The 12,782-nt window shown below is 70.5% G+C and carries 11 protein-coding genes and 1 pseudogene; 10 read left to right on the top strand and 2 right to left on the bottom strand.

Going from position 1 to position 12,782, the window contains the following annotated elements:
- Positions 1-30: 30 nt before the first annotated feature.
- From AB0383_RS29845 to AB0383_RS29835, 3 genes are all read left to right on the top strand, one after another.
- A complete protein-coding gene (locus AB0383_RS29845; RefSeq protein ID WP_364172257.1) occupies positions 31-486 on the top strand; it encodes a DUF4307 domain-containing protein in 456 nt (151 codons plus the stop codon).
- 198 nt (positions 487-684) lie between these two features.
- The gene (greA, locus tag AB0383_RS29840) at positions 685-1,182 is read left to right on the top strand and encodes a transcription elongation factor GreA (protein ID WP_354864320.1); all 498 of its coding nucleotides are present in this window, start codon (positions 685-687) and stop codon (positions 1,180-1,182) included.
- A gap of 82 nt (positions 1,183-1,264) precedes the next feature.
- On the top strand, positions 1,265-2,077 hold the full coding sequence (locus AB0383_RS29835; protein ID WP_364172259.1) for an MBL fold metallo-hydrolase: 813 nt from the start codon (positions 1,265-1,267) through the stop codon (positions 2,075-2,077).
- Here AB0383_RS29835 and AB0383_RS29830 read toward each other — a convergent pair.
- Positions 2,074-2,565, bottom strand: coding sequence for an Lrp/AsnC family transcriptional regulator (locus AB0383_RS29830; RefSeq protein ID WP_364172261.1), 492 nt, complete (start codon positions 2,563-2,565; stop codon positions 2,074-2,076). The two genes, AB0383_RS29835 and AB0383_RS29830, sit on opposite strands and share 4 nt — an antisense overlap.
- Before the next feature lie 94 nt (positions 2,566-2,659).
- Here AB0383_RS29830 and hppD point away from each other — a divergent pair, with 94 nt between their 5' ends.
- The 7 genes and pseudogenes from hppD to AB0383_RS29795 form a co-directional block, all read left to right on the top strand.
- The gene (gene hppD / locus AB0383_RS29825) at positions 2,660-3,859 is read left to right on the top strand and encodes a 4-hydroxyphenylpyruvate dioxygenase (protein WP_364172263.1); all 1,200 of its coding nucleotides are present in this window, start codon (positions 2,660-2,662) and stop codon (positions 3,857-3,859) included.
- A 283-nt stretch (positions 3,860-4,142) separates the two neighbouring features.
- Positions 4,143-4,691, top strand: a complete 549-nt coding sequence (locus tag AB0383_RS29820) for a YbaB/EbfC family nucleoid-associated protein (protein ID WP_364172265.1) — start codon at positions 4,143-4,145, stop codon at positions 4,689-4,691.
- Positions 4,692-4,728: 37 nt separating this feature from the next.
- Positions 4,729-5,043, top strand: a complete 315-nt coding sequence (locus tag AB0383_RS29815) for a type VII secretion target (RefSeq protein ID WP_220244127.1) — start codon at positions 4,729-4,731, stop codon at positions 5,041-5,043.
- The gene (locus AB0383_RS29810; RefSeq protein ID WP_364172267.1) at positions 5,043-8,987 is read left to right on the top strand and encodes a hypothetical protein; all 3,945 of its coding nucleotides are present in this window, start codon (positions 5,043-5,045) and stop codon (positions 8,985-8,987) included. Before AB0383_RS29815 ends, AB0383_RS29810 begins: the two co-directional genes overlap by 1 nt.
- Complete coding sequence (locus AB0383_RS29805) at positions 8,965-9,402, top strand: hypothetical protein (RefSeq protein WP_364172269.1); 438 nt, start codon at positions 8,965-8,967, stop codon at positions 9,400-9,402. The genes AB0383_RS29810 and AB0383_RS29805 overlap by 23 nt, the downstream gene beginning before the upstream one ends.
- A 63-nt stretch (positions 9,403-9,465) precedes the next feature.
- Positions 9,466-9,912: a hypothetical protein gene (locus tag AB0383_RS29800; RefSeq protein ID WP_364172271.1), complete on the top strand. Its 447-nt coding sequence runs from the start codon at positions 9,466-9,468 to the stop codon at positions 9,910-9,912.
- A 1,211-nt stretch (positions 9,913-11,123) separates the two neighbouring features.
- A pseudogene (locus tag AB0383_RS29795) lies at positions 11,124-11,507 on the top strand (ferredoxin); the annotation flags it as partial.
- 6 nt (positions 11,508-11,513) lie between these two features.
- On the opposite strand, the gene ilvA reads toward AB0383_RS29795, so the two are convergent.
- The gene (ilvA, locus tag AB0383_RS29790) at positions 11,514-12,719 is read right to left on the bottom strand and encodes a threonine ammonia-lyase (protein WP_364172272.1); all 1,206 of its coding nucleotides are present in this window, start codon (positions 12,717-12,719) and stop codon (positions 11,514-11,516) included.
- Positions 12,720-12,782 lie beyond the last annotated feature (63 nt).

Genomic DNA, 12,782 nt, shown 5'->3' with positions numbered 1-12,782 from the left:
GGTACGACAAGAACGACCGGAGGCCCGGACTTGCAGACCGGAGAGACCGCAACCGCCGAGGGAGACGCCCGCCCGGCGCCGCCCGCGGACCGGTACGGCTCGCCCGCCAAGACCGGGTCGAAGCGCTGGAAGCGCCGGGTTTTCGGTGCGGTCGCCGTGGTCGCGAGCTTCGGCGTGGCGTGGATCGCCTACGTCAACCTCGGCCAGACGTCGATCGACGCCGAGCGCGTGGCGTTCGAACCCCGCCCGGGCAACGCGATGGAGATCACCATCAACGTCACGCGTGACGACCCCGACAAGGCCGGGGTGTGCGTTGTGCGGGTGCAGGACAGGTCCGGCTCCGAGAGCGGCCGGAGAGAGGTGCTGGTTCCCGCCGGGGCCGGCCACAGCCGAGTGAGCACAGTCGTGAAGAGCATCGGGGAACCGGTGACGGCCGACGTGTACGGTTGCTCGTACTCCATACCACGTTACATGTCAACCCCATAGCGGCCAACGGGGTGAAATGCGCGGCGAGTGTCCGCGCGACGTGGAATGGACCGGCGTCGCTGCAGCGTGCCGTGATAAGCTGACACACCAGCACGGCCCGAGGCGGGCCGTGTTTTTCCTTTATCCCAGCCGTGCGGGCGCAGTGAGCCCGTGCGGAGGCCGGCTTGAACACCCAAGCCTGGCAGGCCCGACGAGGAGATGGTGACCGTGAGCGACAAGGTGACCTGGCTGACCCAGGATGCCTACGACAGGCTCAAGCACGAGCTCGACGAAATGATCGAGAATCGTCCGGTCATCGCTGCGCGCATCAACGACAGCCGCGAAGAGGGAGACCTCAAGGAAAACGGCGGCTACCACGCGGCGCGCGAAGAGCAGGGCCAGGCCGAGGCGCGCATCCGCCACTTGCAGGAACTCCTGCGTTCGGCGAAGGTCGGCGAGGCCCCCGCGGACGACGGCACCGCCGGTCCGGGCAAGGTCCTCACCGTGAAATACGCGGGCGACGACGATGAGGAGAAGTTCCTCCTCGCCACCCGCGAAGAGGGCGCCGAGGGCGCGCTCGACGTGTACTCCCCGGAGTCGCCGCTGGGCAAGGCCCTGCTCGGCGCCAAGGAAGGCGAGTCGCGCGAGTACGAGCTGCCCAACGGCCGTACGCAGCAGGTCACGCTGGTCAAGGCAGTGCCCTACAGCGAGGCCTGACCCACCGCGGTCTTCGCGTACCCGGCTCGCGTGAGCCGGGTACGCGACTAGCGTGGCTCCTGAACACCACTGGGAGGCCACGATGAGCACCGAACCGATGTGCCGCACTTGCGCGATGCAGTACTCCGAGCCCCGTGACGACTGCCCGATCTGCGAGGACGAACGCCAGTACGTCCCGCTCACCGGCCAGGCGTGGACCGACCTCGCGACGCTGCGATCGAGTGGCGAGTATCGCCCACGCGTCGAGGAGCAGGGGCCGGGCGTGATCGGCATCGGTTCCGAACCCGGTTTCGCGATCGGCCAGCGGGCACTGCTCGTACGGGCCGAATCCGGCAACTTCCTCTGGGACTGCGCCGCCTACCTCGACGACGAGCTGGTGCGGCAGGTCAACGACCTCGGCGGCATCACCGGCATCGCGATCAGCCACCCGCACTACTACTCGACGATGGTCGAGTGGGCCCAGGCGTTCGACGCGCCGATCTACCTGCACGAAGCCGACCAGGAGTGGATCGGGCGGCCCGATCCGTCGATCCGGCTCTGGTCGGGCACCACGCTCGACGTGGCCGACGACCTGCGACTGATCAACCTCGGCGTGCACTTCACCGGCGGCACGGTGCTGCACTGGCCGGCCGGAGAAGAGGGCCGCGGGGCGCTGCTGTCGGGCGACATCGTGCAGGTCATCCCCGACCGCACCCACGTCGCTTTCATGTACAGCTACCCGAACCTGATCCCCGAGCGCCCGAGCGTGGTGCGCCGCGCGGCCGAGCTGCTGGAGCCCTACGCGTTCGACGCGATCTACGGCGCGTGGTGGGACCGGATCGTGCGCAGCGACGGGCACGAGGTCGTGCAGCGTTCGGCGAAGCGGTACCTGGCTCACGCTCTCGAGGCGTTCTAACCGCGCGCGGTGCGTTCCAGCAGCGGACGCACACGCGGCGGCACCGGCGTGGACAGCGCGATCGACGTCGACGTGCGCAGCACCCCGTCCACGCCGACCACCTCGTCGATCACGCGCTGCAGGTCGTCGTTGTCACGCGCGACCAAGCGGACGAACAGGTCGCCCTGCCCGGTGGTGGCGTGCACCTCGCACACCTCCTCGATGGCGGCAAGCGCCTCGGCGACGCTGCCACGGCGGCCCTGCGCGATCTCGAGCACGGCGAACGCGGTGAGCCCGTAGCCCATCGCGGCGAGGTCGAGCTCGGGCGGAAAACCGCCGAGGATGCCGCGTTCGGTGAGCCGGTCCAGGCGCGCTTGCACGGTGCCGCGCGCGACGCCGAGGCGGCGCGCGCACTCCAGTACGCCGAGGCGCGGCGAGTCGGTGAGCAGCAGCAACAGCCGGGCGTCGAGCTCGTCGAGCACGGTTTCCTCCCTGCGCAGGTTGTCCATGTTGACCGCAGCTTACGGCTTGCCGCTGAGCAGATTGTCCAGCAAATTCGGTGACCGTTGCTCATCTTGCCGTGGCGGACCCATGCTTCAGGGCATGACCCACACCATGGATCCGCAGGGCGCACTCGACGACGTCAGCTTCGACCAGCTCCGTCAGCTCGTGGGGCTCGTCGAGCACGACGCCACCAACGACCCGTTCCCGGTCAAGGCTCTCGACGCGGTGGTTTTCGTCGCCGGCAACGCGACGCAGACCGCGTGGTTCTACCAGGTCGCGTTCGGCATGCAGCTCGTCGCGTACTCCGGGCCGGAGACGGGCCGCTTCGACCGCAAGGCGTTCGTACTCAAGTCCGGCTCGGCGCGGTTCGTGATCACCGGCGGCGTGCGGCCGGACTCACCGCTGCTCGACCACCACCGCCGCCACGGCGACGGCGTGAGCGACCTCGCGCTGGAGACGACCGACGTGGACAAATGCGTGGAGCACGCTCGCGCGCAGGGCGCGACGATCCTCGAGGAGCCGCACGACGTCTCCGACGAGCACGGCACCGTGCGGATGGCCGCGATCGCGACGTACGGCGAAACCCGCCACTCGCTGATCGACCGGTCGCGCTACGACGGCGTGTACCTGCCCGGCTTCGAGGCGCGCGAGAGCACGGTGACGCGGCCTGAAGGTGCGCCGAAGCGGCTGTTCCAGGCAGTGGATCACTGTGTGGGCAACGTCGAGCTCGGCAAGATGGACTACTGGGTCGATTGGTACCACCGCGTGATGGGCTTCGTGAACATGGCGGAGTTCGTCGGCGACGACATCGCCACCGACTACTCGGCGCTGATGAGCAAGGTCGTGTCCAACGGCAACCACCGCGTGAAGTTCCCGCTCAACGAACCCGCTGTGGCGAAGAAGAAGTCGCAGATCGATGAGTACCTCGAGTTCTACGAGGGCGCCGGCTGCCAGCACATCGCGTTGGCCACCAACGACATCATCGCGACGATCACCGCGATGCGGGCCGCGGGCGTCGAATTCCTCGACACCCCTGACTCGTACTACGAGGACCCGGAGCTGCGCGCGCGGATCGGCGAGGTGCGCGTGTCGATCGAAACGTTGCAGGAGCACAAGGTTCTGGTCGACCGCGACGAGGACGGGTACCTGCTGCAGATCTTCACGAAGCCGATCGGCGACCGGCCCACGGTGTTCTACGAGCTCATCGAGCGGCACGGTTCGCTGGGCTTCGGGAAGGGGAACTTCAAGGCGCTGTTCGAGGCGATCGAGCGGGAGCAGGAGCGCCGGGGCAATCTCTGACGCCCTTGCAGCGCCACAGGAAACCCTCGATCGGCGCGCTTGTCAAGGATTGAGTGGTGCGAGCGGCCCGTTCGCGACAAAACGTCGCGGGCGGGCCGCTTGCCACGTTTTGTGTCGGTGCGAGCACGTACAGTCGATTCAGGTGCCGGAGAGACCGGTTGACCCGGATGGCAAACTGGGCCGATCGGATCAATTCGGACGGCACCGGAACCTGGGGCGGACCGGATCCGTCACTGTGGGGATATCACTGTGGGGAAGTCGGCTCGAGAGGAACGGGGGCCCGATGTCGGACGGCGTCGACGCCAGTCAGCGGATGGTGGACGGGTGGACCCGGCAGCTGCAGGAGACGGCTGCGCGCTACCAGGCGATGGCCGACCGCATGCAGGGCCAGACCGTGACCGAGCGGGCGAAGGACGGCTCGGTCACGGTGACCGTGGATGCCAAGGGACTGCTGAAGAACCTGGTGATCTCTGAGTCCGCCGGCGGCAAGCGGATGGCCGAGGTGTCGGCACAGGTGATGCGGCTCGTGCAGAAGGCGCAGGCGCGGATTCCCGAGCTGCTGCAACAGGTCGCGAGCGAAACGCTGGGCAGCGACGCCACCGGCGACAAGCTCGTGGAAGACGCGAAGAGCACGTTCCCCGCGCCGCCGCCGGAAGAGCCACCTCCGCCGCCGGCACCGGTGCACCGGTTCGGACCCGAGGATTCCGACCCGCCTCCCCCGCCGCCGGCCGCACCGCCGCGGCAGCAGGCGCCGCCTCCGCCACCACCGCGTCGTCGCCGGGCCGAGACGTCCGACGATGACGACGATTTCGGCGGCTCGATCCTGTCTTGATTCCGGTTTTACACAGCCATCCTGGGGGATGAACACCATGGCACCTAAGGGATACGAGGTCGGCAGCGACCTCGAGGCACACGCGGGCCAGCTCGACGGGATCAGCGACGGGCTGCGGCAGGCCGTCGACGCCGCGAACCAGGTCAGCATGCCCACCGACGCGTACGGCATCCTCTGCCAGCCGTTCCGGGCCATGCTCGACCCGGTGGAGGAGTTCGGCATCAACGCGTTGCAGAACACCGTGACGGCGATGGACGCGCAGGCGCAGAAGGTCCGCAATGCCGCACAGGCGTACCAGACCTACGAAACGGGCACGACCGACGCCATCGCTTCCACGAAGGTCCCCGACTGATGGCCGACGGCAACCCGCTCGTCGTCCAGGCGAAGCAGGACGGGGACGGCCCCGGGCCGCTCACTGCGGGCAACGGCGACTACGGCTACGCCACGGGCATCGGCGTGGCCGAGTCGGCGATGGACGCGTTCAACGGCATCAAGGACGGCGACTGGGTCTCGGGCGGCCTCGGGGTGCTGAGCCTCGCGGGAGAGATCGCGGGCGCGGCGATCGACCCGTTCGGCTACCTGATGTCGTCGGTGGCGTCGTTCCTCATGGAGCACGTGCAGCCGCTGAAGCACATGCTCGACTCGGTGGCGGGCAACCCGCCCGTGATCCAGTCCTATGCGGACACCTGGGGCAACGTCGCGAAATCGTTGCAGGACAGGCAGGCCGACTACACCAACGCGGTCAAGACCGGCACCGCGGATTGGACGGGCGACGCGGCCGACGCGTACCGCAAGGGCGCAGCGGAGTGCGCGGAGGCCCTCGGCGGAGCCGCCACGGTGGCGAGCGCGATCGGCACCGTCACGATGATCATGGGCCAGGTCGTGTCGTTCGTGCGGGAGACCGTGCGGCAGCTGATCGCCGACCTGGTGGGCAAGCTGATCTCGTGGGTGATGGAGGAGGTCTTCTCCCTCGGCTTCGGCACGCCGCTGGTTGTCGCGCAGGCCGTCACGGCGATCTCCAAGTGGGGCGAGAAGATCAGCGGCCTGCTGACCAAGCTGTGCGACACGATGCGCCGGGTGTCGCCGCTGCTGGGCAAGCTGGCCGACGTCTTCACGAAGATCATCAAGATCCTGGGCAAGCTGGCCGGCAAGGTCACGGGCCTCGACGTGATCAGCACGAAGAACATCAAGGCCGGCGGGTTCGCGCACCGCACGGGCGGTGGCGGCTCAGGTGGCGGTTCGCACCACAGCGGTTCCGACGGTGACGGGGACTCGCCCAGCGGCGAGGGTTCGGACAGCCCGGATGGCTCGGACAGTTCGCATTCGGGGGACTCGGACGCCGACAGTTCCCACTCCGGTGATCCGGACTCCGGCAGCTCGCGGTCCAGCGACTCTGATTCCGGCGACTCGCAATCCGATGGCTCGGACGCCGACGGCTCGGATTCCGGCAGCTCGCACTCCGGTGACGGTGACTCCGCGTCGTCGAGCCCCGACGGTGGCGGTCCCTCCACAAGGGACGGTTCTTCCGGTGACTCGTCGCGCCGCAGCACGGGCAACGGCACCCACGACGGCGACACGGGCGGGGCCGGCGGCGACAACTCGGCGTCGACGTTCAGCGGCGATTCCCCTTCCTCCAGCACCTCTGCGCCGCACAGCACCAGCGGTCCGTCCGGTGGCGAGTCGCCAAGTCACGCCGGTTCTTCGCCGAGCTCGCCGAGCCACGCGGGCAGCTCTTCGCCGTCCGGTGGCGGCAGTTCCGCGCCCTCGCACACGGGCGACGCGCCGAGCGCCCACACCGGTGACGCGCCGAGCTCGTCACACGCCGGCAGCTCGCCGTCCGGCGGCTCCGCACCCCACAGCACCGGCGGGTCCGGAGGCGGCGCACCGGCCCACTCGGGCGGCGGCTCTTCCGGGAGCAGCTCGCCGTCCGCGCATCAAAGCTCGGGAGACAGCTCGACCTCGGCGTCGGGCTACGCGCCGCCGAAGGTCGACGAGCCGGCGCCCAGCGCGCCCGCTCCGCGCACCGGTGATGGCGGAAGCCCGTCGGGCTCCGCCACGCCGAATCAGCCCGTCGCCGGTGGGATGCCGCCGCAGGGTGGTGGCGCTCCGGCGGGTTCGCCCTCGGGCGGTGTCCCCGGTGGCACACCGGCAGCTCGGCCCGGCAGCGGCGGTGGCTGGACGGGCACGCCGGGCAGCCCGGGCGCGCGCACTCCGGAACCCTCAGGTCCTCGCACCGGCCCCGATCGCGGGCCCTGGTCACGGCGGCCCGGTGAGGGTCCTGAGCCCTCGTCGCGACGACCCGACTCGGGTTCACCGCGCCGCCCGAGCGACCCGAACACGCGCTCACCCCAGGGCCCCGATGGCTCGCGCCGCCCGGGCGACCCGGCTGCGGGCGGACCGCGGCGGCCGAGCGACACGCCGGAGCCCATCGCGCGTGGCGGCTCGCCGGCCGCGACCCGCCCGGAGGCCGACAGTCCACATCGGACGCCCGGCGGCAAGCCGGGCGACGGGATCCCGCACCACGGGGAGCCGAACGACCGCGCTCCCCATCACAACGAGCCGGACGACAGGGCACCTCACCACGACACCGACGGCTCACCCGACCACCACGACACGCCCGATCACGACAATCCCGATCACCACGGCCCAGCCGATCACCACGACACGCCCGATCACGACGGCGGACCGCACCACCACGACGACGAACCGCTGACGCCGGACGAGGTCAACCAGCACCACTCCGAAAGCACGCCGGCGGGCAGCTCGTACCACCGCGGTGACACGGACCTGGGCGACCTCCCCCACCGCGTGCAGCCGGATCCGGACGGGCGCTACACCGTCGACGTGCACGTGACAGCAGACGGGCACGCGCGCATCGGCGACCGGCACTACACGCCGGAGGAGTTCGCCGACGTCCTGCGCCACAACGCGGACTACGACGGCCGTCCCATCCGCCTGATCGGCTGCGACGCCGGCTCCAACGACTTCGCCAACCGGCTCTCGCGCGAGCTCGACACCGACGTCATGGCCCCGACCAAACCGGCCTGGACCGACTCGAACGGCCGGGTCTTCTCGTCCGACTACGAGATCGGGCCGGACGGCCGGATGCGGCCGCGGATCCCACCGGACGGCGAGTGGTCCGTGCACCACCCGGACGGCACGTCGCACCACGCCGGCCAGGACGGATTCGCGCCCGAGTCGCACCACCACGACCCGCACGACGTCGACGCCGAAAGCGCCCACGCCCGGGGAGACGACGACGCCGCGGACATCCCCGAGGAGGAGTTCGACCTTCCTCCGGCGACCCGCACGTACAACCCGGACTCGCCGGAGTTCGACCGGCGGTTCGTGGACTGGGACCGGCCCGACGACTCCGAGTTCGCCGGCCCGCGCCACCGCGACGGCCACCCGGACATCGACTCGCCGCGCGACATCGACGACGTACCCGCGCGGACCAGCAACGCCGACCCGGACCCGGACGGCGTGCCGCAGACGCTGCACGGCGAGCGTCCGCTGGCGGGCCACGCCGAGTACCACGTGTCCTACGAAAACGGTGCCAGCACACGGTTCTACACCGACGCCGACGGCCACGTCACGCACGTCGAGGCCACGCCCGGCACCTCCTCGCCCAACCACAACCCCGACCTGCGCTACCCGCTGATCCCGGGCGCGCAGTACCGCGTGCCGAACTTCCACGACGCGGACAAGTCGTGGACGTTCCACATCGGCGAGAACGGCAAGCCCGACGCGATGACGGGCGACCCGAGCTTCGACGGCCGCAACGACACCTTCCGCGACACCAACTCGCAGAACCGCTCCGGCGGCGAGGGCAAGGAGGCGTTCGCCGACCACCCCGAATACGGCGACAAGTACGAGAAGGTGCGCTGGGCGGGCGGTCACCTCGCGGCCAACGAGATGGGCGGCCCGGGTGAGTACGTCAACATGCACCCGCAGATGGCGGCGTCCAACAGCGGCAACTACCGCGACGGCTGGATCCACGAGGCTTCGTGGCGCAACCAGGAGACAGAGCTCGGCAAGTTCGCGAACACCGAAGGCCAGGACATCCAGAACTACCAGGTGGCCATGCACGGCGAGAGCAACGGCGTGCCGGAGAGCGTCACGATGCGCTGGCAGGAAGTGGTCTACAAGACCGACGCCGGCGGGCACCTCGTCCTGGAAAACGGGAAACCCGTCGAAATCTCGCGCGTGACCAAGGAGCGCGAGTTCCCGAACAACCCCGCGGACATCAACTTCGGAAAGAACAGGCAGTACAGTGACCGATCCCGTTCCCGCTGAAATCGCGACGGCGCTGGGGAACGCCGCGCCGCCCGGGTGGGCGGAGATCGCGCTCACGGTGTCGGCGACCGTGGTGGCCAACGACTTCGCGCTGCAGGTGCGGATGCGCGACGGCTCCCCCGGCTCGATGGAGCTGCCCGCGCCCGTCAAAACCGCGTTCCGCGCGCTGCGCGACCAGATGTACGAACCCGGCCGTGGCACGTGGTTCTCCGCGAAGGTCGTCCTGCGCCCCGATTCGTCGCCGGAGTTCACCTACGACCTCGACCTCGACCCGAACTGGTGGCCGCCCTTGCACCCCAGCGCGTTCACGCGTGATCTGGAGGCGTACCCGCGCGACGACGAGCACGTGCCGGCGTGGCTGCGGAAGCTGCTCGACGAGGGCGGCGAGCAGGACCGCCTGCGGGCCCAGGAGTGACCGCGGGGCCCGTGCCATGATGGGCCCGCCCGAAAAGTCCGAACGATCAGGAGGACACGACCGATGCCGTTCAAGTGGCCGGAGCTGGACCCGATCCAGCAGAACGAGCTGCTGGGTGAGATCACCACGGCCGTGGTCGAAGCCCTGCCGCCGGGCTGGCAGCAGGTGATGATCGACTACCGCATGGTCGGCCGCAACGTCGACGTCGCGGTCGGGGTCAAGGACCCCAGTGGCACGTTCCGCCCGTGGGACCCGCCGGTTGACGTGTGGAAGATGTTCCAGCGCCTGCGCGGCGGGATGTACACCGAGGGCGAGGGGACGTGGTTCTCCGCGCGCTTCGGCATCGAGCCGCCGAGCCGGTTCACGATCCAGTACAACTGGCGCAACGAGCCGGACTTCGACCCGTACCCGGCCGCGGAGCAGTTCGCGATCGAGCAGGAGCGGTTTCCCCGCGCCGAGGAGTTCATGCCCGACTGGTTCCGCGAGCGGCTCGCCGCCGCCGGCAACTGACCTCACCGCGGGGAGACGCATTGAGCCAACCGCCGGTATCCCTGAGCCCGGCCCAGCAGCAGGACCTCGTCCAGCGGATCGGCCACGCGTGCGCCTCGGCCGTGCCGCCCGGGTGGCGGCAGCTGCGGGTCGAGTACCGGGCCGTGGGGCGGCACGTCGAGGCCGACGTCGTCACCACGGCCCCGGACGGGCGCGACTACCCGGCCCGCCCGCACCCCGAGGCCGTCCGTCTCCTCGCCGTCCTCCGCGGCGGCATGTACCGCCGCGGCCGCGGCACCTGGCTCAGCGCGACGCTCCTGTTCACCCCCCAGCAGCCACCGCGCCTCGACTTCCGCCCGGACGTCGAGCCGATCTGGCGCCGGCCGCCCCCGCAACTCGGCTTCCAGGACGAGCTGCGGTTCTTCCCGCGCTCGGAGGCCTTCATCCCGCCTTGGCTGCGGACCCGCGCGGGGCTGCCGCCACTTCCGGCGCCGTGGACGCCTGACACACCACCTCCGCCGCCCGACCGCGCGGTAGCTCCGCAAGGCGGACCGGCTGCGGCACCTCCGCCCGTTGCGCCGCTACCTCACGCCGACGCGCCCGCCTCACCGGCGAGCGGCGTCGCACCCGCCGCGCCGCAGCTCAACGCCACCGCAGTGCCGGCGAGCAGCAGCACAAACACCACCGCGCCAGTGCCGACGGACGAGCGCACGGCAGCCGCGCAAGAAGGCACCTCAGCACCGCAGAGCGCGGCGCCACCGCCCCTTGTGCCGCCGATTCACACCGACGCACCTGCCACGCCGAGACAGGATGCCGCCACTTCGGCGCCGACGAACGGAAGCGCAGCCCCCGCCTCGCCACAGGAGAACACCGCCGCGGCGCCGGCGAGCGGTGGCACCCCCACAGCACAGCAGCGAGACACGGCCGGCATGGCAGCCTCCATACCAACCGAGAGCGGCACTGAACCGCGCCCGGACACGGGCGCAACGCCCGCAACTCAGCAGCAGGACTCGACCGCGCCCGTACCGGCGGCCGAGGCGGCAACCGTCGCGCCGCCAGAGGACATTCCGTTGGCACCGGAAAGTGGCGCTGCCCCCACGGCACCGCCGAACGAAGCGGCCAGCCCCGCTGCACCACCCGAGCAAACAGCCAGCCCCGTCGCACCACCCGAGGAAGCAGCCAGCCCGGTCGCACCGGCTGAGCCCGGCGTCGCGGATCCGCCGGCGACGACCGCGGCCGAGATGCGGACGCCGCGGGTCTACGACGGGCTCGACGAAGCCGGGCGGCCCGTGGTGGAGCGGGAGGCGCTGCCCGAGGCGGAGCGCGAGCGGGTGCTGGCCTACCTCGAATCCGCTCCCGCCGTGTTGGCGTCGCGGAGTTTCGACGTCGACGCGTTCGATCCGGGGCGCGCGGACGTGGTGCCGTTGACGTTCCGAACCGATGGCAGCTGGGTGTGGCCCGGCGCCGTCGCGTACTACCTGCGCGAGCACGCCGTGGCGCCGGACCCCGAGCTGCTGAGCCACATCCGCGGGCGGCGGTTCGAGGTGCCCGAGGTCGGTGAGCCGGCACGAGAGCTGGCGCTGGCGGCGGTCACCGGGGAACAACCAGTCCACTGAGGACGGTCACGGGACGATGGTGAACCCGGCGTCGGCGAGGGCGGCCTCGACCTCCTTGCAGTGTTCGGGGCCGCGGGTTTCCAGTGCGAGCGCCACGTCGACCTCGCCGAGGGCGAGGCTGCCGGAGATGCGGGAGTGCTCGACGTCGAGGACGTTGGCGCCCAGCTCCTTCACGCACGTCAGCACGGAGACGAGCGAGCCAGGCCGGTCGGGCACGCGCAGGTGGAGCTTGAGGTAGCGGCCGCCGGCCGTCATGCCGTGCTGGATGATCTGCTGGAGCAGCACGGGGTCGACGTTGCCGCCCGACAGGATCGCCACCACGGGCGGCTCGAAGGCGCCCGGGTGCTGCATCAGCGCCGCCACCGTCGCGGCGCCGGCAGGCTCGACCACGAGCTTGCGCCGCTCGAGACACAGCAGCACCGCGCGGGACAGCGACTCCTCGCTGACCGTGACGACGTCGTCGACCAACGAAGAAACGTGCGCGTAGCTCACCGGGCCCGGCTCGCCGACCGCGATCCCGTCGGCCATCGTGTGCAACTCACGCAGGCGCACGGGCGAGCCGGCGGCCAGCGAAGGCGGGTACGCGGCGGCATCCTCGGCCTGCACGCCGACCACGCGAATGTCTGGCCGCAGGCCCTTCACCGCCGCCGCGACGCCGCCGACCAGGCCGCCGCCGCCCGTGGCCACGAGCACGGTCTTCACGCCGGGCACCTGCTCCAGGATCTCCAGGCCGACGGTGCCCTGCCCGGCGATCACGTCGACGTGGTCGAACGGGTGGATGAACACCGCCCCGGTGCGCTCGGAGAACGCGATGGCCTCCGCCAGCGTCTCTTCGAGGACGGCGCCGTGGAGGTGCACGTCGGCGCCGTAGCCGCGGGTGGCCGCGAGTTTGGGCAGGGGCGCGCGCAGCGGCATGAAGACCGTCGACGAGATCCCCAACAGCGACGACGCCAGCGCCACGCCCTGCGCGTGGTTGCCGGCGCTGGCCGCGACGACGCCACGGGCTCGTTCCTCCTGAGTGAGTCCGTGGATGCGGGTGTAGGCGCCGCGGATCTTGAACGAGCCGGTGCGCTGCAGGTTTTCACACTTGAGGTAGACCGGGCCGCCGTGTAAGCGCCGCAGGTCACGGGCGTGTTCCATGGGGGTCACCCTGGTGATGCCCTCGAGGAGCTTGCGCGCCTCCTCGATCCGCTCGATGCTGACCAGTTCCATAGGTCGCGATGATGCCACCGACGGATGGCCGAGGTGCCACGGCCGCGGGACCGGTACTCTGAT

This window comes from Amycolatopsis sp. NPDC051373 (genome assembly GCF_040689465.1).
Classification (GTDB): Bacteria; Actinomycetota; Actinomycetes; order Mycobacteriales; family Pseudonocardiaceae; genus Amycolatopsis.
The sequence above is the reverse complement of the archived record's forward strand: the minus strand, read 5'-3'. Positions and strand labels throughout refer to the sequence as shown.